Here is a 21,342-nt window from a genome sequence, read left to right on the forward strand (position 1 = left end):
TGCAAACGGCGCGTTATGCTGCTGGCTGAAGACGGGGCACAGCGTCAATTTGCAAGCTGCGGGGAAAAGACATGCTGGCAAACGTCCAGGTTCAGGCCCATGCCGATAGGATCCGTGACGACGGCTTCACCGTCATCGAAGCTGCCGCGAGCGCCGAGCTGTCCGAAGGTTTGATCACGACATTGCAGCGCATCGAGCGCGAGCATCATCTTGGCCCAGCCAAGACGTCGTTCGAAGGCTTCAAGACCGTCCGCATCAACAACCTGCTCACCTATGACGAGCTGTTCTGGGAAGTGCCGCTGCACGAGAACGTATTGCCGGTGGTGGAGCGTGTGCTGGACAAAGAATGCCTGTTGTCGTCGTTCTGCTCGCTGGTGCTGGGGCCGGGGCAGGAGGCGCAGCCAATCCATGAGGACACGCAGTTGATCCCGCTGCCGCGTCCGCACATTCCGATAACAGTCAATGCGATCTGGGCGCTGTCGGATTTCAGAGACGATAATGGCGCGACGCGTATCGTGCCGGGCAGCCACAAATATCCATCCTCGCCGGAATACGGCCGGGATTACGATGCGGTCACCGTGACGATGAAGGCCGGCAGTGTGATGCTGTTCGACAGCGCGCTGTGGCGCGGCGGCGGCACCAACGACTCTGGTGAACGGCGTTTCGCATTCTCCTGCGCCTATTGCTGGGGCTGGATGCGGCAGCAGGAAAATTTGCAACTCGGCATTCCCCGGGAAACCGCAAAACGCTTTCCGCGCCGCCTGCAGGAATTATGCGGCTACAGCGTCTATAAGGGACAGTTCGGCCACATTGACAACCACGATCCGATCGAGCTGCTCGGGCGTGAACGCGGCAAGCGCATGGTGTGGGAAGCGACCGACGTGCGCAAGGCGCGGATGATGGGTGAGGCGGCGAAGCCTTAGCTAGCCAGGACGTGGTCTCATGAATCCGATTAATTGGTCCGGCAACCAGATGTCCGATTTTGCCCACGAAAACGGACGTCGCGAAGCAACCCCCGACAGCGGGTAAGTGGCCCTTAGTCAGGAAGGGTCTGGATCGAACCTGATCACTCATGGCGGAAGACCCGCCTTTCGCAGCCCGTCAACCAAGTGCTCCATGTCTTCGGCGCGCTTGAGAACGGATACCCGTTTCTGGGTGCCGCTAATGCTATATGTTGGATTTAGGCGTAGAACCTCAGCCGCCTCTGTATGAGCATCTTCCAATCGTCCCAGCTGAGCGTAGGTCGCGGCCAAGAAGGCATGGCCGTACTGGTGATTGGGTGCGCGGCCAATCGCTTCACTCAACCAGTGTTGCGCATCGTGATACTCTCTGAGGTGATAATGGGCTACGCCCGCGATCAGCGGCGCAAAATGCGGATGGAATGGATCAAGGCGCATTTGCATCTTGGCAATCGCAATTGCCCTGGCCGGTTCTCCTACCGAGTAAAACACTTGCGCCAGGCGATAGTCCGCAAAAGTGGGGTTTAGCGCTATCGCTCTTTCCGCGGCGGCAAGAGCTGCGTCGAAGTCGCGCTTGCGGATTATGGTGTATCCCAACTCCGCATAAGCTTCGGGCAGGCTCGGATTAAGCGTTATGGCCGTGCGCGCCAATTTGATCGCCTGATCAAGGGCCGCTGGACTCAAATACTGGTCGTTCAGGGGATTGAGCCAGGCCACGCGGTGAGTGCTCGCCAGCATCGCATAGCAGCGGGCATATTTCGGGTCGATGGACAGCGAATCCGCAAGATGCTGTCGCGTCTCCAACAGATCCTCCATTTGCCACGACGCCTGGAACGAGATCCAGGCAGCCGCCGCGCGCATGTAATGATCGTAGGCCTGCCAAGTCGCGGGCGGCTTGAGCAACGTGCGTTCGGCTTCCGCCATGTTTACATGCGCGGCAAGAATCGCAGCGATTGTACGCGCGACGTCATCTTGAATTGCAAATACGTCTTTTAATTCCTTGTCATAGCGCTCAGCCCAGCGGTGGACGCCGGTTCCAGCATCGATCAGCTGCGAAGTGATACGGACCCGATCGCCGCCCCGACGAACGCTGCCCTCCAGGACGTACCGAACGCCGAGTTCTCGGCCCACTTGGCGCAGATCAACCGCCCTGCCCTTGTATCGGAAGCTCGAATTGCGCGCGATCACGAACAATTCGGAAAAGCGGGACAATTCGGTGATGATGTCCTCCGAAATGCCGTCCGCAAAGTACTCCTGCTCCGGGTCGCCGCTCTTATTCTCAAAGGCCAGGACGGCAATGGATGGCTTGTCCGGAAGCGCAAGCGCCGGTCGGCTCGGAGCCTCGTCGAGCCGCGCTCGATAGATCCGCACCGGCCGCGCAATGTTCTTCAGCTGTTGCTCGCCACCGTCTTCAAATACTATGTCAACCTTATCCTGCGTGTCTTCTAGCACACGATGCGAGACACAGATGCCGCCGGGATCGCAAAGTGCCTCGAGCCGAGCGGCGACGTTGACTCCATCCCCGAAGATGTCGCCGCCTTCTATGATGATGTCGCCGGCATTGATGCCAATGCGGAACTCCACACGCTTCTCAGCAGGTACGTCGGTGTTTCGTGTGATCATGCCACGCTGGATCGCAATGGCGCATCGGGTCGCTTGAACGACGCTTGCAAATTCCACCAATATTCCGTCGCCGGCACTTCTGATGATCCGCCCGCCGTGTTCCTCGATCTTGGGATAGAGGAGCGCGGACAGATGTTCGTTCAGCCGGGCATGCGTACCCTCCTCGTCAACACCCATGAGGCGACTGTAGCCAGCCACATCGGCCACTAAAATAGCACTCAGTCGCCGCTCAACATGGTCTGCGGCCATAAAAACTAGCCCCGATCCGATCGGATTTCTGGGGTGAAATCTATTGCCGGAAATAGAGCGTGTCTATTGAGCTCCGAGACGCTCCTTCGAGCCGCGCCAGTCCGCGTTCGAAACGGCGAGTTCGACCCCTGGCTTCGATCAGCGTCGCTCACCCTAGCGAGGATGGCGAGAATGAAGATGGTGCCGTCGACTTAGGAGCGGCGCTTCGATTTTTTCGCGACCGCCTTGAGCGCTTGGTTGACATCCTTTAGCGACTCATTGACGCCATCCAGCTGCGCTTCAAGAGCATCCCTGCGCTTCTGCAAATCTTTCAGGAGAGCTTTCTTCTGCGCGACACTCAATTCCTCGAAGTCAATCAGATCTACAGCAAATCTACACATCGCTTCCTCCGGTGGCTAATCAGATTTAATCAATCGCTTGCCGGTGAGCCAGTCATGGAGTGTCGACAATATCGAGCGGATAATCAAGTTGGATGATATCCAAATCATCAAGCATGTCGGACCCTACGCGCGGCCAGACGCACCAATTCTTGTTCACCTACTTTCAAATGTCGACCAACCGCCAAGCTGCACATTGGGGTTTGCGACCACCTTGGCCAGGATCGCCGTGTAATCCGCAATCCAATTCTGGATAGTGTTCGGCTCGAACAGGTCGCTCTTATACCCGCATATGCCGGTAATCCCCAGCGGAGTCTCCTTGAGGGTTATCGAAAGCCAGGCGCGATCGATCGGCATGACCGACCGGCCCTCTTGATAACGGAACGGCCGGACAGTCACATCGGATAGCTTGAGCGATCGACGAAACGCAACCTGGAGAACGAAATAGACTTGAACGAGTGATGCTGGGCACACACCAGTTTCTTCCGCCAGTCGGGCGGCAATGACATCGAAAGGAAGTTCCTGCCTGGCATGGGCAGCTAAGACCGCGTCGCGCACGCGATTAAGCGCTTCGCTGAAGGTCATGTCAGCATCAATTTGGGTCCGGATCAGTGTGGTGTTCGCTAAAGGACCGATCAGGCGTTCTGTCCTGAGTCGAGAGCGATTGGCCATCAGGGTCGCCACGCAAAGATCGCCGCGTCCGCTTCGGAGTAGCAGCAGGGTCTTGAACCCGGTGAGTAAGCTCATGAACAGGGTCACGCCTCGGCTGTGGCTCAAGGCTTTCAAACGTGTCACCAGATCATTCGGCATTTGAAATTGCTCTTGGGCGACGCGCGATGTCAGTTCGCCTCCAACGTTGCTTTTCGGCGCGACAAAGACGGGTGAGACCTTATTCAAGCACCTCTTCCAGAAGGCGAATTGTTTGTTTGCTGCACCGCTGACGGACCATTGACGCTGCCAACGGGCAAAGTCGGAAAACTGAAAGACTCGTTCGGGCAGTTGCGCCTTCTTGCCGGCAATCGAAGCGGAATACAGCTCTGAAAGCTCCTCCATGAAGATTGCCATCGACCAGCCATCAATGATGATATCGTGCAGGACCAGAAGCAAAACGTGGTCCTTGGCATCGAGCCGAAAGAGGTGCGCCCGCAACAGCGGCGCATGGTTCATTTCAATCGGCTTCAAGGATGCCCGCTCCGCTTCCAACTCCGCCTTCATGAGCAGGAGTTCCTTAGCCCGGGCATTTATGGTACCCGCCCGGGCTGAAAAATCCTGCACGGCAAGGATCGATTTGACATTTACGTCCGGCACTACGAGGGCGATCGGGGTCTCGTCACCCCAGGCAAATGCCGTGCGTAGCGAGTCGTGCCGACGCACGACCTCGGCAAGGCTCCGCTCGAGTGCCGGAACGTTTAGCGGGCCCTGCAGCCGATAAGCGAAGGGCAGATTGAACTGGGGTAGTCCGGGGAGCTCCCTCTCGATCCGCAGCATGCGCTCCTGCACTACGGACAACGGTCGCGGGCCATCTCCTTTCTCGCGCACGATTTCCGCCTGCGGATCGCGCGAGCTCAGGAAAGCGCTGGAGCTTTTTTTTGACAACTCGACACGGAGCGCCAGAGCCGCAACGGTCGGTGCGTCGAAGATGTCCTTGAATGAAAAATCGGCGCCAAAATATTCCTCCAGACGCATAATCATCTGCATCATCGCGAGTGAATCAACGCCGAGTGCGAAGACATCCTGGTCAACGCTGATCTGATCAATGTCCAGGATCTCCGCCCAGATCCCGGCCAATCGATGCTCCAACTTCGAGCGAGGCAAAACCATCTTGCTGCCGCGTTCCTCTGCGGCGGGCAGCATCTTGGAAAACTCGGCCGCAAGTTCACTGCGCCTGATCTTTCCGCCGGCGCCCTTCGGGATCTCCGGCACGATCCGAACGAGGCCAGGGACCTTAAAACCAGCTAAGCGTTCTCGGGTGAAATCCCGGAGCATCGCTGCGCTCACCGTCGCATCCTGACGCAGTACTACGGCGGCGGCGACGTCCGCACCAAGTCGTGCATGGCGCACGGGGAAAACGGCGGCTTCGATCACATCCGGGTGGCTTAGCAAAGCCTCCTCTACCTCGGCGGGGGCGACCTTCTGCCCGCCCTTATGGATGATCTCCTTGATCCGACCGACAATGAAGAGATAGCCGTCCGCATCAAGATACCCCAGGTCGCCGGTTCGGAACCAGCCGTCCCGAAATGCGGAGGCGGTAGCGGCGGCATCATTGTCGTAACCCCTGGTTATTGTGGGCCCCCGCAGCGCGATCTCTCCACGTCTGCCGGGTGGCAATCGTCGATCCTGACTGTCCAGAATCACGATCTCGGGTCCCGCCGGCTGCCCGACTGAACCAGGCTTTCGCCGCTGCAAAGGATTTGCGGCGATTTGGGTGGCAGCTTCCGTCATCCCGTAGGTGTCGATAACGGGGACACCAAACAGGGCTTCCAGTCCGCTGAGCACGTCCGGCGCCAGGGACGTAGAAGCCGAACGAATGAGCCGCAAGGAGGACCGCTGTGCGGCCTGCTTGTGGAGATCCCCCGCCGATAACACCGCTCGATGGATCGCCGGCACCGCCGTGTACCAGGTTGGTCGAAACTCCATCAGCCAGTCGAAGAATGCTGTTACATCGAAGCCTGGCGTACAGACCACACTGGAGCCTGCCGCCAGCGCGGCTACAAGCCCCGAGATCAAGCCATGCCCATGGAAGAGAGGCAGCACGCTGAGCAATCGGTCCCGAGACCCAAGTGCCAGGTTGGCGCAAACGTTGTGGGCCGACAGACAGATGCTCGCATGCGTCAGGGGGACGGTTTTGGGCCGCGACGTACTGCCCGAGGTCAAGAGGATGAATGCATCGTCAGCGCTTGACGCAAGCTCGTCGTCGACCGCGCGCTGTGGCGCTTGGCCAACAATCGAGAACGCGCCGGCCCCGTCGTTTGGCCGCATCGATATATTGATGATGGGTATGCCCAGGATGTGGGCGACGCGTCGGCTGGCCGAATCCAGGTCAGCGTGCGTCAACAGTGCAGCCAGGTGCAATTCTCCGAAATAGTGTTGGTATTCGTCGTAGGTGAAACCCGAATTGAGCGGTACACAAACCGCACCAGCTGCAACCGTGATCATCGCTACCGCAGCCTCTGGTCCGTCCGGCAATACTACCGCGACCCTGTCAGTTCGGCCCACTCCGATACTCCGGAGCCCGCGAATGACATCGTTAGCCTGTGTCCACAGCGCGCCATAGGTCATCGGGAGGCGCCCCGAGGCCAGAATAGCGTACCGATCGGGCACGTTTCGCCCATAGTCGGAGAGAAGGTCTGGTAGGGACGAAAAGGGATGTATTCTGACGCTTTTGGGCGCGGATCCGTATGGCAATTCTTTGATGATCTTCGACAAGCCCGCCCCCTTGGTCGTCAGTGCCGGTTCGTATTCCGGCGCCGTTGAGGGTTATCAGGCCGCGTGTATCCACCGTGGCCTGCATGGAATGCGGTTACGTTAGTCTCATCAGTGCTCCGGACAATTAAACAAATTAGTGGGCGTAACTCGGCGATTGCGTCGCGCAATCGACTTCCTGCAGCCCCCATCGGGACCGGGTCGCGTGCGTGAGGCTGTCTCTTCTGACCCGTGATCGCAAAAGGCATCGGCACAAAACGCGCCGGCAACACGGAAGCCGATGTTGTCGTGGCGGTCGTCATTCGCGCGGCTCCAGCGCTCACGAGGCGACATCCTAACGCTCACTTCAACTTTACGAAAAAGGCAAAAGCATGCCAACCCGCGTTGATTTGTAGCAGGAAGTACAAGCGTTACGACGGCGTCGGCTCCGCCCCACATGCGCTAATTAGCGGAGGTTCCGGGACGCGGATTGAACCCGTTCTCCGAGGTGCGAAGTACGCGTCATGATTGATGTGGCGCATTGCCCCGGAACGACGATGATTTCCCTACCCTCCGAAACGTCAAATACGCCGCCACGCGCCCCTCGCGCTCGGCTTTGCGGCCGTAGCGCGTCATGGTGTAGCCGTCCCACGGCTTTTGCCAGTCGGCGGCGCGCTCGGCCGTCCAGACAAAATCGGAGCTGCGCATCAGATGCGCCAGCGTCCAGGCGCAGTAATCGTCGATGTCGCTGACGAAACGGAATTCGCCGCCGCTCTTCAGGATGCGCGCCATCGCCTTTACCGTGGCGTCCTGCACGAAGCGGCGCTTCCAGTGCCGCCGCTTCGGCCAGGGATCCGGATGGATCAGGTCGATCCGCGCCAGCGAATGCGGCGGCGCCCAGGCCAGCAATTCCGCGGCGTCGCCGGCATAGAGCCGGATATTGCCGATGCTGTGCGCCTCGATCTGCGTCAGAATTTTTGCCATGCCGTTGACATAGGGCTCGCAGCCGAGGAACCCGACGTTCGGAAAGGCCTGCGCTTCCGCAATCAAATGTTCGCCGCCGCCGAATCCGATTTCGAGCCTGACATCCTCAGGTTCGCCGTCGAACAGATCGGCAAGCTGCTCCGGCGCCGGCGTTGCGATATTGAGCGCGAGATGCGGCAGCAGATTATCGATCAGGTCGGCCTGGTGGATGCGGAGCTTGTGGCCCTTGCGGCGGCCGAAGAACGAGCCGCGCGCATGCGCAGCCGTACCGTCATCGAGCGGCGTGTCGCGATCTTTCGTATCGTTCGGGGCCGATATCATCGCAGCGTCTGGTACAGCCGGTACAACAGCCGCGCCCGGGACTCGATCGAGGAGATGTACATCTGCTCGTAATGAGTATGCGCGCCCTGGCCGTCGACGCCGAGCCCGTCGAGGGTCGCGGTATGCGGCGCGGTGAAATTGCCGTCGGAGCCGCCGCCGGTCGAGGTGTCGACCAGATCGAAGCCGATCTCCGCCGCAATCGTTCTGGCATGCTCGTAAAGGGCGGCGCCGGCATTGCTCTTTTCGTAAGGCGGACGGTTCAATTCGCCGATCACCTTGACGGTGACGCCTTCGGTGCGCGATTTCAGATTGAGGATTTTTGATGCGAGCTCGTCGGCATCGGACATCGTCGGTACGCGTAAATCGACCTCGGCATAGGCCTCTTCCGCAATCACGTTCGGCCGTGTGCCGCCGCGGACGACGCCGACATTGACGGTAATGCCGCGTGCAAGATCGTTCATCGCCTCCAGCGTCTGGATGACATGGCCGAGTTCGCGGATGGCGCTGCGGCCGTCCTCCGGCCGGGTGCCGGCATGCGAGGGCACGCCCTTGATGAAGACCTCGAAGCGACCGACGCCCTTGCGTCCGGTGACGATCTTGCCGCCGTCGCGCGCCGGTTCGGTGACCAGCACATATTTCGCCTTGCGGCCCTCGGCCTCGATCAGCGCGCGCGAGGTCGGGCTGCCGATCTCTTCATCGGAGACATAGAGCTGGGTGATGCCGAGTGGCGGCCGCGCACCATCGGCACAGACTTGCCGAAACGCATGGTAGGCGAGATAGGCGCCGCCCTTCATGTCGTAGATGCCCGGGCCGAATGCGCTGTCGCCCTCGATCCGGAACGGCAGGCGCTCGATGAAGCCAATCGGATGCACCGTGTCGAGGTGGCTCAGCACCAGGATGCCCGGTTCATCCTGCCCCCATGACGAGCGCGCCATCAGGTGATCGCCGCAGCCGGAGTGCCCGCCGATCCGCTCCACGGTCGCGGGCAGGCCGCGATAGCCTTCAGCGACGAGGCTGGCGAGCTTGTTGACCTGCTCGGGCGCCTCGGTCGGGCTCTCGATTTCGACCCAGCGGCGAATGCCTTCGAGGATCGGCGCGGGGTCGAAGGGATTGGTTATCGTCATGTCTCTTTCGTATCCGATACGGCGTCATGCTCCGATGCGCAATTACATCGTGGGCCCGCGCCAATGCGGGCGCGAAATAACGACATATTCCAGAATACGAAATTCTCAAACCGGTGCGGGATGAAAATCAGCGCGGGTCGGGGCCGTCGCGCGACGCGATCTGCTCGACCAATTCGACGATGGAGCGGCGCATTTTGGAATCGGTGATGCGCGTGAATGCGCGCGTCAGCGCCAGACCCTCTGACGTGGCGAGGAAATCGGATACGTAGGCCGGAGAGGCGCCGTCGCCGAACCCGTCCGCATTGGCTACGCCGCTCGGCCCGCCATCGAACAGAAACGACACCGGCACCTGCAAAATCTCGGAGATCTGCTGTAGGCGGCTGGCGCCGACCCGGTTGGTGCCTTTTTCGTATTTCTGAACCTGCTGGAACGTGAGGCCGAGCGCTTCGCCCAGCTTTTCCTGGCTCATGCCCAGCATGATGCGGCGCATCCGGACGCGGCTGCCGACATATTTGTCGACCGGATTGGGCGCTTTGGTGGACATCTGCATCACTCCTAGGATTGCGCGCCGGGAATGAGGCAGTGGAAGTTCTATGCCTCAGGCGCGCCGGTACCGTCATATCCTGCTCGGAGGATCGGGTAGAATTGCGGACGATCTGAGCAACGGAAGTGACTGGTTGTCGTTTTTGGCTTGCAAGCGCAGAAAGCGAATCGCAGGCTGTCTGTCAACTGGTGGAACCGCGCACGCAGGCTTTTTTAGTAAACTAGTGACAACCCGGTCGTGTGCAAATCTCAGGCAGCGTGCTTTGCAACGCGGCGTCTGACGACGACGAAGAAGGCTGCGGCCACAATGACGGCTGCTGGGATATCTCCAAGGCGAGCATAAACCGTCGGCGGCAGGGCCGCCGGTAGGCTGCCATCCAGCACACCGTCAATGCCAAGATCGAGCCGTGCCACAATTCGTCCTGAAGGATCGATCACCGCCGAGATGCCGGTGTTGGCGGCGCGCACCATCGGCAGCCCTTCCTCGATCGCGCGCAGCCGTGCCTGCTGCAGGTGCTGGTAGGGGCCCGTCGAATTTCCAAACCAGCCGTCATTGGTCAGATTGATGATCCAGCCGGGGCGGTCGTCACGCGCTGCAACATTCCCGGGAAAAATCGCCTCGTAGCAGATCAGCGGTAGCGCGCGCGGCGCATTCGGGATCTCCATCGCGCGGCGTCGCGTGCCCGGAATGAAGCCGCCGTGCACCTTTGTCAGCTGCACAAAGCCGAGCTTTTCCATCCACTCCTGAAACGGCAGATATTCCCCGAACGGCACCAGATGCAGCTTGTCGTAGACCGACAGCACGCCGCCATCATGGTCGATCACATAGATCGAATTGTAGGCGCGGGAGACGCGGGCGCCGGGCGGGCCGTCGGGGGCACGCACCGAGCCGGTCACCAGCACCGTGCCCTTCGGCAACAGCTCGGCGATCTGCGCCATCGCATCGGCTTCGCGCGTCAGGAAAAACGGGAAAGCCGATTCCGGCCAGATCAGGATTTGCACGTCGCGCACGCCGGTGGACTGCGGACCTGAAGCGCGGTCGGACAGAGCAAGGTATTTCTGCATCACCTCCGCTTTGGCGCCATAGTTGAATTTGACGTCCTGCTGCAGGTTCGGCTGCATGATGCGCAGCTTGACCTTGGTCAGGGCCGTCGGCTGCAGCGACAGCCGCACGGCGCCGTAAATTCCCATCGCCGCGAGCAGCAAGAGTGCGGCCACCGGCGCGATCCAGGGCCTGCGGCCGCGCGAACTTCCGTCGATCAGCGTTGCCGGGCTGGCGAAAATCGCGACGCTGAGCAAGGTCATGCCCCACAGCCCGATCAGCGATGCGGTCTGCGCCAGCGCCAAAGGCTCCGACAGCGCGTAGCCGAAGGCATTCCAGGGAAATCCCGATAGCACATAGCCGCGCAGCCATTCGCTGACCGTAAGCCCGACCGCGAGCGCCAGAACCCGCGATGCATCCCGCGTCCAGATCAGCCGCGCTAGCGCGAAGCCGAGCGCCGGAAACAAGGCCAGATAGGCCGGCAGGCCGAGCACCGCGAACGGCATCAGCCAGGCAAAGGTCGGCGCGTCGACCAGGAAGGCGTTGCCGATCCAGTAGAGCCCGGGCACGAAATAGCCGAGCCCGAACCAGTAGCCCGACATCGCCGCCGCCGGCACGCCGCGCCGTTTTCCGGCCGCGGCTCCGTCAATCAGCCAGACCGCGACCGGAAACGTCACAAACAGCACCGGCCAGGCGTTGAACGGCGCCATCGACAGCGCCGACATCGCGCCGGCGACGAGCGCGATCGCGGCGCGCTTCCAGCCCCAGGCCAGGATAATCGAAAGTCCCGCGGCGCGGAATTTGCTGGGTGGGATCACTGCGAGCCGGCTCCATCGCCGGAGGCCGGCGGCGTATTGTCATTGGTCGGCGGCGCGCTGGTGTCGGGCGCGGCCTCGCGGCGGCTCCGCTCGCGCGTCGCGCGCGCTGCGGGGCGTTCTTTCCGAATCCCGATCCGCAGCCGCTTGACCCGCCGCGGATCAGCATCGAGCACCTCGATCTCGAAATTGCCGGGACCGGCAATGACCTCGCCGCGCACCGGCAGACGGCCGACCTGGGACACCAGATAGCCGCCAAGTGTAGCGACTTCCTCGCTCGCCTCGCCGGTCACGAATTCCTCGCCGATCATCTTGCGCGCATCCTCAAGGCTGGCGCGGGCATCCGCGATGAAGGCGTTATCGCCCTGCCGGACGATCGCCGGCGGCTCGTCGCTGTCGTGCTCGTCGTCGATCTCGCCGACGATCTGCTCGACGATGTCCTCGATCGACACCAGCCCGTCGGTACCGCCATATTCATCCACCACCAGCGCCAGGTGGATGCGCGAGGCCTGCATCTGCGCCAGCAAATCGATCGCCCGCATCGACGGCGGCACGTACAGGAGTTTTCGGATGATGTTGGCCTCCGCCAGCGGCATGGCGAGGTCGACCGCGCGCAGGTCGAGCCCTGCCGGAAACGGCTTCTTGCGCTTGGGCTTGGTGGTATCGCCGACGCGCGCCTTCGCCGTCATGAACGCCAGGAGGTCGCGGATGTGAACGATGCCTTCGGGGTCGTCGAGCGTTTCGTTGTAGACCACGAGCCGCGAATGCGCCGCGCTCTCGAACAGGCTCATCAGTTCGCCGAGCGGGATATCCCGCTTCACCGCGACGATGTCGGCGCGATGTACCATCACGTCGGCGATCCGCCGCTCGTTGAGCCCGAGGATGTTGCGCAGCATGGTGCGCTCAATGGCGGAAAAGCCGACATCAGGGGTGGAGGCGTCGAGCACGACCTGAAGATCGGCGCGCACCGATCCCGACTTCCAGCCGAACAGCGTGCGGATCGCCCGCAGCAGCCAGTTTTCGGCGGCGGCCGGGCGCAGCACCTCGCCTTCCTGCACCACCACCGGCAGGTTGCGCGTGTCGCGCGGGTTGTCCTGTATCGGGTCGGAGTCCGGCATTTCAGTCCATCCGCTCCCGGTCCGGATACGGATCGGGAATGCCGAGCTGCGCGAGAATCTCACGTTCGAGACCTTCCATGGCTTCGGCGTCGTCGTCCTTCTCGTGGTCGTACCCGATCAAATGCAGGAACCCGTGGACCGCAAGATGGCTGAGATGATGATCGAACGGTTTTTCTTCTTCATCGGCCTCTTTCCGGGTCGTTTCATAGGCGATGGCGATATCGCCGAGCATGCGCGGCGCATCCGAAGGCGCGTCCGCGGCCGGCTGCAGCGCCGGAAACGACAGCACGTTGGTCGGCTTGTCGATGCCGCGCCAGTTGCTGTTCAGCGTACGGATCCCGGCATCGTCGGTCAGCATGACAGCAAGTTCCGTGTCGCCGACATCGGCATCGGCGATTTCGGCCGCCGCATTGATGGCGCGATGGATCACCGCCTCTGCCTCCGGTTCGGTCTGCCAGCAATCGGCGACGACGAGAACTTCGGTGAGGGGCAGGACGGACGACACGAGCGTTCCAGCGGTTTGCATTGCAATGTTGTGGTTGCGGCCCCGGCCTGCCGGCGGCAGGTCCGGGCGCGAAGAGTTTGCGGTCAAGACTTTCCGGTTGCCGGTTTCTGCGGCAATCCCTCGTAGGCGGCGACGATCCGCGCCACCAGTTCATGGCGAATGACGTCTTCCGCGGTGAATTTCACCTGCGCAATGCCTTCGACGTTGTCGAGCAGCTTGCAGGCTTCGGCAAGCCCGGAAGCCTGTCCGTTCGGCAGGTCGACCTGCGATGGATCGCCGGTGACGATCATGCGGCTGTTCTCGCCGAGCCGCGTCAGGAACATCTTCATCTGCATCGACGTGGTGTTCTGCGCTTCGTCGAGGATGATGACAGCGTTGGTGAGGGTGCGGCCGCGCATGAAGGCGAGCGGCGCGATTTCGATTTCGCCGCCCTGCAAGGCGCGTTCAACCACGCGCGCATCCATTAAATCATACAGCGCGTCGTAGATCGGTCTTAAGTAAGGATCGACCTTTTCGCGGAGATCGCCCGGCAGGAAGCCGAGCCGCTCGCCGGCCTCGACCGCGGGCCGCGATAGGATGATGCGATCGACTTCCTTGCGTTCGAACAGTTGCGCGGCATGCGCGACCGCAAGCCAGGTCTTGCCGGTGCCGGCCGGGCCGACGCCGAACACCAGTTCGTGGCGCTTCAGTGCGCGGATGTAGGAATCCTGCGCCGCGGTGCGGGCGCGCACCGGACGCTTGCGCAAGTTGATGGTCTCGAACGAGGGTTTTGCGGTCTTGGCGTCGAACTCGAACAGCGAGCCCTGCGCGAGCACGGCGCGGATCGCGCCTTCGACCTCGCCCTGCGAGAGGTCGTGGCCTTGCGCGGCCTGTGAATAGAGCGTCTCCAGCACGCGCCGCGCGGCGTCGCAGCCGTCGCGGGAGCCGGCGATAGTGATGTGGTTGCCACGGGAATCGACAACGACGCCGAGCCGCCGTTCGACCATCGCCAGGTTCTGGCCGTAAGGGCCCACGAGGGCCGAAGCGGCGCGGTTGTCGTCGAAATCGATGACGACCTGGGTCTCGGGCGGAATTTGCATGTCGCGATCAAATTTGCGGTTGGGAGCGAGCGAAGATGAATCCGATGCGCTTTTTGGCAAGGGTTCAGGCTCCTGCCGTCAATGAAAGAGAAGAGGCCGGCCGCGCCGGGGAGGTGGCGAGGGTGCCGAGCAGGCTGTAACGCTCCAGGCTCTCGATCTTGACCGGCAGCATCTGTCCAATGATATCGGGCGAGGCAAACACATGCGCGGGCTGCAGATAGGCGGTGCGGCCGACGATCTGGCCGGGATTGCGGGCCGCGCGTTCGAACAGCACATCGACGGTGTTGCCAATCATGGCCCTGTTGAAGGCCGATTGCTGACTGTCGATCAATTCCTGGAGCCGCACCAATCGCTCGTCCATTTCAGCCGCTGAAACCGTCTCCCGCATGTCCGCCGCCGGCGTGCCGGGCCGCGGCGAATATTTGAACGAATAAGCCGCAGCGTATCCGATTTGCATGACAAGTGCGAGGGTCGCGGCAAATTCTCCCTCGGTTTCGCCGGGGAAACCGACGATAAAATCCGATGAAAACGCAATATCTTGGCGGGCGGTACGGAAACGGTCGATGACGCGGCAATAATCATCGGCGGTATGCTTGCGGTTCATGGCGGCCAGGATCCGGTCGGAGCCGGACTGCACCGGGAGATGGACGAGCGGCATCAGGCCTGCGAGGTCGCGATGCGCTGCAATCAGCGAGTCATCGACGTCTCGGGGATGACTGGTCGAGTAGCGTAACCGCACGATACCTTCGATTTCGGCAAGCCGATGCAGCAGCTTGCCGAGCGGCCAGGTCCGTCCGTCGGGGCCCTCGCCGTGATAGGCATTGACGTTCTGCCCGATCAGGGTGATCTCGCGCACCCCGTTGTCGGCCAGCCGCTTCACGTCGTCGACGATCTTTGCGACCGGGCGAGAGACCTCCGCGCCGCGTGTATAGGGCACCACGCAGAAGGTGCAGAACTTGTCGCAACCTTCCTGCACGGTGACGAACGCGGAGATGCCGCGCGCGCGGATCGCATCCGGTTTGGGAGCAGGGAGGAAACCGAACTTGTCCTCGACCGGAAATTCGGTCTCCAGCGCACGGCCTTCGCTCTTGGCGCGCGCCAACAATTGCGGCAGATGATGATAGCTCTGCGGCCCGACCACGACGTCAACGACAGGCGCGCGGCGGACGATTTCCTCGCCTTCGGCCTGTGCGACACAGCCAGCGACCGCGATGCGCATCTCGCGGCCTTTCCGCGCCGCCTCATCCTTGGCGACGCGCAGCCGCCCGAGTTCGGAATAAACCTTCTCGGAGGCCTTTTCGCGGATATGGCAGGTGTTGAGGATAACCAGGTCCGCATCGTCAGCGCTTTCAGTCTCGACAAAGCCCTCGCCCGCCAGCGTGTCCACCATGCGTTGCGCATCGTAGACGTTCATCTGGCAGCCATAGGACTTGATATGCAGCTTGCGCGGCGGCTTCATGGAACCTGGGTGCTGGGTTTGCATAGCGCCAATTCGGCGTCAGGGGTCAATTATAGGCTAAGGAGCCGGAAATCCAGCGTAATAGGCGTTATTTCCAGGGCCGATGCGACAGAACCTACCCGGAATTGCGAGATCCCCCGACGCGCAGGGACACGTCTGCCCGCCGAAGGGACAAAGCAGACGTCACGCCAATATTCAGGCCATGTCGGGAAGGCGACAAACCGCGACGTTGGTCTGGCCGCTCAATGTACCGTCGAAACAGAAGGGGAGCCGTAAAGCCAAACCGGGAACCTGGCGTGCGTGTGTTGCCTCTTTTCCTCGCAATGCAGGTGAAAGGCTTAAGGGAGCGGTTGCGGCTTGAGCGAATGCCGTTACGCCGCCTCGGTTGCATGGATAAACGCATCCAGCGAAGCAATGGTGATGCGAATATTGTCCCTACGGACCCTCAGGCTCCGCGCCAACAGCGGATAGGTTGGATCCGACAGATCGCGAACGCCCGCGCGAGCCTCCTCGTGGTCGATTTCGATGGTGAGCAACTCGACCGAACGCGAGAGGCTTTCGATCAGTGTCCCGATTTGTGGCCGGTTCGATGTTGCGGTTCCCCGGGGCGTCTGAAGTGGATACGAAATTGCCATAGCTAGCCTCTGCGCTGATCTGGTTTGGGACGCGCTCACGGCGCATTCCGGTGTCCAGCAAAGGCGGTGCCAATCAGGACCACCAGAACCTCCGTAGTTCTCCGGCCATCAACATCGTTGCCGTTCCTATACTGCTGCCTTGAGGGGGCGGCTGTCGCCGGGAAAACGGGGGACCGTCATGTGGGGCATTCAGCGCGTCTGTTTTATCGACGCTTACCTTGAGGCTGTCTCAAAATACTACGAAGCGAATTGCTTCGACCTGAAGTCAATTTATCTAGCGAGCCATTAGGCCGACCCGCGCAATCAGGTCGGGCAGTCTGCGCATATCATCGAAGATCACGGCCGCTCCGGCATCGTGCAGCTTCTCGCCATATCCTTGCCGACAATGGCTGCCGCCGTGAAAACCGAGCACGGTCATGCCGGCCGCGCATCCGCCCATGACGCCGGGAACGCTGTCCTCGATCACGATGCAGCGTTCCGGCGCGACGTGCATCTGTTCGGCCGCGAACAGAAACAGGTCCGGTGCGGGCTTGCCGTTAGAGACCTGCGAGGCCGAAAAAATATTCGGCGCAAATCGATCGTAGAGTTTGGTGCGGCCGAGGCTGATTCGCATGCGGGAATGCGAGCCGCTCGACGCCACGCAGATCGGCTGGGCGATGGCATCGAGCGCGGCGTGAATGTGCGGCACGGCCTCCAGATCGGCTTCGAACGTCCGGTACAACTCATCCTGCAACTGCAGATGAAAGTCGTCAGGTAGAGCGCGGCCGAGTTCGGCCTCGATTTCGATATTCGCCTGGCGTGTCGAACGGCCGAGGAAGCGATGAAACACCTGTTCCGATGTGATCGGATAGCCGTGGCGCGTGAGTGTTTGCGCATGCGCACGGCACGAAATGACTTCGCTGTCGACCAGCACGCCGTCGCAGTCAAAAATGACCAGATCGAAGTTCGGATTCAAAATTGGCACGCGATCAGGATTTGTCGTCGTCGAGCGGGACGCAATAAAGCTCCAGCCGGTGATCGACCAGTTTGTAGCCGAGCTTGCGGGCGATCTCGGCCTGCAATTTCTCGATCTCCTCGGAGGTGAACTCGATCACCTTGCCGTCGCGCAGATTAATCAGATGATCGTGATGGCTGTCGGGCATCTGCTCGTAACGCGCCCGGCCCTCGCGGAAATCGTGCCGTTCGATGATGCCGGCATCCTCGAACAGCTTGACGGTGCGATATACCGTCGAGATCGAGATCTTGTCGTCGACCGAGACGCAGCGCCGGTAAAGTTCCTCGACGTCCGGATGATCGGCCGATTCCGCGAGCACACGCGCAATCACCCGGCGCTGTTCGGTCATGCGCATGCCAGTGGCAGCGCAGCGCGCCTCGATGCCGGTATTTTGTTGCGCAGACGGGGATTTCAGTACGGGCATGGTCTCGAGGCCTTGGCGAGCAGGTCGGGGTCTTTTGCCACCCCGCGCATATTACGACAAGTCACGCCGCATCAGAAGCGCATTCAATTGCTCGCCGCCGGGCTGCTGATAGTAGCGTTCCCGGCGGCCGACGACCTCGAAGCCGGCCCATGCATACAAGCGCCGCGCCGGCTGATTATTTTCTTCAACCTCGAGGAACACCTTGCGCGCGCCGCGGCCGGCGAGATGACCGAGATGCGTCAGCAACAGGTTGCGTGACAGGCCACGTCCGCGTTGAGTCGCGTCGATGGCGATCGACAATAATTCCGCCTCATCGGCAGCCATGCGCGAAACGGCAAAGCCGATGATCTTGCGCCCGAGCCTGAGACGATGCACGAGCGTATTGCGCTCGGTCAGCATCACCTCGAATTCGCCTTCGCCCCAGCCGCGATGAAACGATGCGCTGTGCAGTTGCGCCAAACGTGCCGCATCGCGCGGAATGGCCGGTTCGATCACCGCAGTGCCGCCGTCCCACCATTCGGAGAGCCATGTCATCATGATGCCGGCGGCTGCGGTGCGCCGGACAGCGGATTGTTCGGCGGCTTGGCGTCGGGCGCGCGCAGATAATAGGGCCGCGCCGGTGAGCTCTCGGGATTGACCGCAGCGCCCAGCCACGCCACCCAGGCGATGTCGGGCGCTGCCTGCTGATCGATTTTGAAAGGCGGCGGCGCATCGGCCAGCCAGCGGTCGGCCAGAATCTTTGCGGCGTTGCCGACCAAATGCGGCGCGCCGAAGCGCGCCGCTTCAAGCGCTTCCGCGATCGGTGCCACTTTCGGCTTGATCAACGAACGGCCGGCGCCGGCCAGCACCTGGAAATAGACGTGATCATGCCGCGCATCAATCGCGGAGATGACCGGATGCTCGCCATCCTCGCCGACGATAGGAGCGGCAAATGCGGTCAGCGTCGTCACGCCGACAACCGGCTTGCCGGCGGCGAGCGCAATGCCGCGGGCGGCGGAAAGGCCGACGCGCAATCCGGTAAAGCTGCCGGGGCCGGTCGTCGCGGCAATGCGGTCGAGCGCGGTAAAGGCAACGCCGGACGCCTTCATCACGCGTGCGATCAGTGGCATCAAGGCTTCGGCATGGCCGCGTTTCATCGGCTGCGATTCCTGCCCGACGAGCTTGCTCGCGCTGGTGTCGAGCACGGCCGCGGCGCAGGCATCGAGCGCGGTATCGATGGCGAGGATCAGCATCGGGAGAGGGCGAATGGCGAGTGGCGAATAGCGAATAGACTATCGTGGTTCGGCTCTATTCGCCATTCGCTACTCACCATTCGCGCCTTCTCACATCGGCCGGACTTCGACCACGTCGGGCACGAAATGCCTCAGCAGATTCTGGATGCCGTGCTGGAGCGTCGCCGTCGATGACGGGCAGCCCGAGCACGCGCCCTTCATATTGAGGTAGACGATGCCGTCCTTGAAGCCGCGGAAGGTGATGTCGCCGCCGTCATTGGCGACCGCGGGCCGCACCCGCGTCTCGATCAGGTCCTTGATGGTCGCGACCGTGTCGGCATCGGCCTCGCTGAAGAACTCGCCTTCCTCGTCCGCTGCCTCGTCGTTGCCGGCCGTGCCATGCGCCAGCAGCGGCGCGCCGGACATGTAATGTTCCATGATGGCGCCGAGGATCGCGGGCTTGAGATGCTGCCATTCGCCGTCCGCCTTGGTCACGGTGACGAAATCGTAGCCGTAGAACACGCCGGATACGCCGGGCACGCCGAACAGTCGCTCGGCCAGCGGCGAACGGGCGGCGGCTTCGCGGCTGGAGAATTCCATCGTGCCGGTATCGAGCACGGTACGGCCAGGTATGAATTTCAGGGTGGCGGGATTGGGCGTGGCTTCGGTCTGAATGAACATTGGTTTTCTCCGGCGTCGCCGGTTCAAGGCCGGCGCGTGGGTGTCCCATAGCAGATGGCGACCGCCAGCGCACCGTCAAGAGCGCAAACCAGCAATTCTCTAAGCAGATCAAGCCCTAAGACAGCCCGTCGATCTCGGCATCGCTGAGATCGCCGGGCACGATGACGACGGGGATCGGGAAGGAACCGGCGGCCTGGGCCATCATGCTGATCAGCGGGCCGGGGCCTTCGGGGCCCGGGTTTGCCGCCAGCACCAGCATCGAAATGTCGACGTCCTTGTCGATCACGTCGAGGATCTGAGTGGTCGGATCGCCCTCGCGAATTACCCGTTCGGGCGTGATCGCGGCGATGCCGTTGGCACGGCCGGAGGCGCGGTCGAGCGCCTCATTGGCGGCGTCCTCGGCCTCGGCGCGCATGATGTCGGCAACGCCCAGCCACTGCTGGTTCTGGTCTTCGATCGCGATGATTCGCAGCATCACCACGCCGCCGCCGACGCGCACCGCCCAGCGGCTGGCGTAGTACACCGCGCGGTCCCATTCCGCGGTGTCGTCAACGATGACAAGGCATTTTGGCTTGTGACCCGTCTCGTAGCTTCGTCGCTGGGTGGTCATGCATGTCCCGGTGCTGCGCCAAACCGCCGCATGCTGCCACGGCGCAGCCGCTCTCGACAAGCGGCGACGCTGTTGCAGCGCAGTGGCACGAGCTAGCTCTTTCGGATGAAACCGACGATGTCCTGAGCCGCCCGCATGGTTTCGTCGGCGAGAACGCGCGCGCGATCGGCGCCATCGATCAGGATTTTGTCGACATGGCCGGGATCGGCGACCAGCCGCTTCATCTCGGAGGCGATCGGGGAGAGTTTTGCCACGCAAAGTTCCACCAGCGCGTTCTTGAAGCTGGAGAACTGTCCGCCGCCGAATTCGCGCAGCACGTCGGATTTACTCCGGTCGGCTAGCGCCGCATAGATGCCGACGAGGTTGTCGGCCTCGGGCCGGTTCTCCAGCCCCTTTTCCTCTGACGGCAACGGTTCCGGATCGGTCTTGGCTTTCCGGATCTTTTGCGCGATCAGATCGGCGTCGTCGGTCAGGTTGATCCGCGAATTGTCCGAGGCGTCCGACTTCGACATCTTCTTGGTGCCGTCGCGAAGCGACATCACTCGCGTCGCCGGGCCGGTGATAAAAGGCTCCGGCAGCGGGAAGAACAGGCCGTCACTCAAACCGTGGCCGCGAATCGAATCGCCGAAATCGTTGTTGAACTTCTGCGCGATGTCCCGCGAGAGTTCGAGATGCTGCTTCTGGTCCTCGCCAACCGGCACATGGGTTGCGCGATAGAGCAGGATGTCCGCCGCCATCAGCACCGGGTAATCGTACAGCCCGACGGATGCGTTCTCGCGGTCCTTGCCGGCCTTCTCCTTGAACTGCGTCATGCGGCTGAGCCAGCCGACCCGCGCCACGCAGTTGAATATCCAGGCCAGCTCGGCGTGGCCGGCAACCTGGCTCTGGTTGAACACGATGTGCTTCTTCGGATCGATGCCGGCGGCGATGAAGGCCGCGGTGACTTCGCGGGTGTTGCGGGCGAGCTCCGCCGGGCCGCCCCAGACGTCCATGCCTTGCGTGATCGCGTGCATGTCGACGACGCAATAGATGCAGTTATGGGTTTCCTGCATCTTCACGAAGTTGACGATCGCGCCGAGATAATTGCCGAGATGCAGATTACCCGTCGGCTGGACGCCGGAAAAAACCCGTTCAACAAAAGCCATTGTCCGCTTCCCGAGGATGCCTGTTTCGCGCCGTCGTTTGCC

The 21,342-nt window shown here is 61.8% G+C and carries 19 protein-coding genes; 1 reads left to right on the forward strand and 18 read right to left on the reverse strand.

Going from position 1 to position 21,342, the window contains the following annotated elements; genetic code table 11:
• Positions 1–71 precede the first annotated feature (71 nt).
• Positions 72–923 (forward strand): phytanoyl-CoA dioxygenase family protein, encoded by an 852-nt coding sequence (locus tag HCN58_RS08385; RefSeq protein ID WP_171578893.1) that lies wholly within the window; start codon positions 72–74, stop codon positions 921–923.
• 147 nt (positions 924–1,070) lie between these two features.
• Here the strand turns inward: HCN58_RS08385 and HCN58_RS08390 are convergent, their stop codons facing one another.
• The 18 genes from HCN58_RS08390 to trpS all read right to left on the reverse strand — a co-directional run bounded on the left by HCN58_RS08390 (position 1,071) and on the right by trpS (position 21,300).
• Positions 1,071–2,831 carry an adenylate/guanylate cyclase domain-containing protein gene (locus HCN58_RS08390; protein ID WP_171578894.1) on the reverse strand — a complete coding sequence of 587 codons (1,761 nt, stop codon included), beginning with the start codon at positions 2,829–2,831 and terminating at the stop codon, positions 1,071–1,073.
• Between the two features lie 191 nt (positions 2,832–3,022).
• Entirely contained in the window at positions 3,023–3,211 is a 189-nt protein-coding gene (locus HCN58_RS08395; RefSeq protein ID WP_171578895.1) for a hypothetical protein, read from the reverse strand.
• Between the two features lie 153 nt (positions 3,212–3,364).
• Positions 3,365–6,529, reverse strand: coding sequence for an AMP-binding protein (locus HCN58_RS08400; protein WP_311966800.1), 3,165 nt, complete (start codon positions 6,527–6,529; stop codon positions 3,365–3,367).
• Positions 6,530–7,132: 603 nt separating this feature from the next.
• The gene (trmB, locus tag HCN58_RS08405) at positions 7,133–7,915 is read right to left on the reverse strand and encodes a tRNA (guanosine(46)-N7)-methyltransferase TrmB (protein WP_171578897.1); all 783 of its coding nucleotides are present in this window, start codon (positions 7,913–7,915) and stop codon (positions 7,133–7,135) included.
• Complete coding sequence (locus HCN58_RS08410) at positions 7,912–9,039, reverse strand: M20 family metallopeptidase (RefSeq protein WP_171578898.1); 1,128 nt, start codon at positions 9,037–9,039, stop codon at positions 7,912–7,914. Before HCN58_RS08410 ends, trmB begins: the two co-directional genes overlap by 4 nt.
• Positions 9,040–9,166: 127 nt before the next feature.
• Positions 9,167–9,583 (reverse strand): helix-turn-helix domain-containing protein, encoded by a 417-nt coding sequence (locus tag HCN58_RS08415; protein WP_065726270.1) that lies wholly within the window; start codon positions 9,581–9,583, stop codon positions 9,167–9,169.
• 248 nt (positions 9,584–9,831) lie between these two features.
• Entirely contained in the window at positions 9,832–11,442 is a 1,611-nt protein-coding gene (gene lnt, locus HCN58_RS08420; protein WP_171578899.1) for an apolipoprotein N-acyltransferase, read from the reverse strand.
• Positions 11,439–12,557 carry a hemolysin family protein gene (locus HCN58_RS08425; protein ID WP_171578900.1) on the reverse strand — a complete coding sequence of 373 codons (1,119 nt, stop codon included), beginning with the start codon at positions 12,555–12,557 and terminating at the stop codon, positions 11,439–11,441. The genes lnt and HCN58_RS08425 overlap by 4 nt, the downstream gene beginning before the upstream one ends.
• A 1-nt stretch (position 12,558) precedes the next feature.
• Positions 12,559–13,083 (reverse strand): rRNA maturation RNase YbeY, encoded by a 525-nt coding sequence (gene ybeY / locus HCN58_RS08430; protein WP_171578901.1) that lies wholly within the window; start codon positions 13,081–13,083, stop codon positions 12,559–12,561.
• A gap of 62 nt (positions 13,084–13,145) precedes the next feature.
• Positions 13,146–14,201 carry a PhoH family protein gene (locus HCN58_RS08435; RefSeq protein WP_171578902.1) on the reverse strand — a complete coding sequence of 352 codons (1,056 nt, stop codon included), beginning with the start codon at positions 14,199–14,201 and terminating at the stop codon, positions 13,146–13,148.
• 4 nt (positions 14,202–14,205) lie between these two features.
• A complete protein-coding gene (miaB, locus tag HCN58_RS08440; RefSeq protein ID WP_171578903.1) occupies positions 14,206–15,600 on the reverse strand; it encodes a tRNA (N6-isopentenyl adenosine(37)-C2)-methylthiotransferase MiaB in 1,395 nt (464 codons plus the stop codon).
• A 909-nt stretch (positions 15,601–16,509) separates the two neighbouring features.
• Complete coding sequence (locus HCN58_RS08445; RefSeq protein ID WP_311966788.1) at positions 16,510–17,199, reverse strand: HAD family hydrolase; 690 nt, start codon at positions 17,197–17,199, stop codon at positions 16,510–16,512.
• A 4-nt stretch (positions 17,200–17,203) separates the two neighbouring features.
• The gene (locus tag HCN58_RS08450) at positions 17,204–17,653 is read right to left on the reverse strand and encodes a Fur family transcriptional regulator (protein WP_171578904.1); all 450 of its coding nucleotides are present in this window, start codon (positions 17,651–17,653) and stop codon (positions 17,204–17,206) included.
• Between the two features lie 51 nt (positions 17,654–17,704).
• Positions 17,705–18,190 (reverse strand): ribosomal protein S18-alanine N-acetyltransferase, encoded by a 486-nt coding sequence (rimI, locus tag HCN58_RS08455; RefSeq protein ID WP_171578905.1) that lies wholly within the window; start codon positions 18,188–18,190, stop codon positions 17,705–17,707.
• Positions 18,187–18,885, reverse strand: a complete 699-nt coding sequence (gene tsaB / locus HCN58_RS08460) for a tRNA (adenosine(37)-N6)-threonylcarbamoyltransferase complex dimerization subunit type 1 TsaB (protein ID WP_171578906.1) — start codon at positions 18,883–18,885, stop codon at positions 18,187–18,189. The genes rimI and tsaB overlap by 4 nt, the downstream gene beginning before the upstream one ends.
• A gap of 90 nt (positions 18,886–18,975) precedes the next feature.
• A complete protein-coding gene (locus tag HCN58_RS08465) occupies positions 18,976–19,545 on the reverse strand; it encodes a NifU family protein (protein WP_171578907.1) in 570 nt (189 codons plus the stop codon).
• Positions 19,546–19,660: 115 nt separating this feature from the next.
• Complete coding sequence (locus HCN58_RS08470; protein ID WP_171578908.1) at positions 19,661–20,155, reverse strand: universal stress protein; 495 nt, start codon at positions 20,153–20,155, stop codon at positions 19,661–19,663.
• A gap of 92 nt (positions 20,156–20,247) precedes the next feature.
• Positions 20,248–21,300, reverse strand: a complete 1,053-nt coding sequence (gene trpS, locus HCN58_RS08475) for a tryptophan--tRNA ligase (RefSeq protein WP_171578909.1) — start codon at positions 21,298–21,300, stop codon at positions 20,248–20,250.
• Between the last annotated feature and the right edge of the window lie 42 nt (positions 21,301–21,342).

This window comes from Bradyrhizobium australiense (genome assembly GCF_013114825.1).
Taxonomy (GTDB): Bacteria; Pseudomonadota; Alphaproteobacteria; order Rhizobiales; family Xanthobacteraceae; genus Bradyrhizobium; species Bradyrhizobium australiense.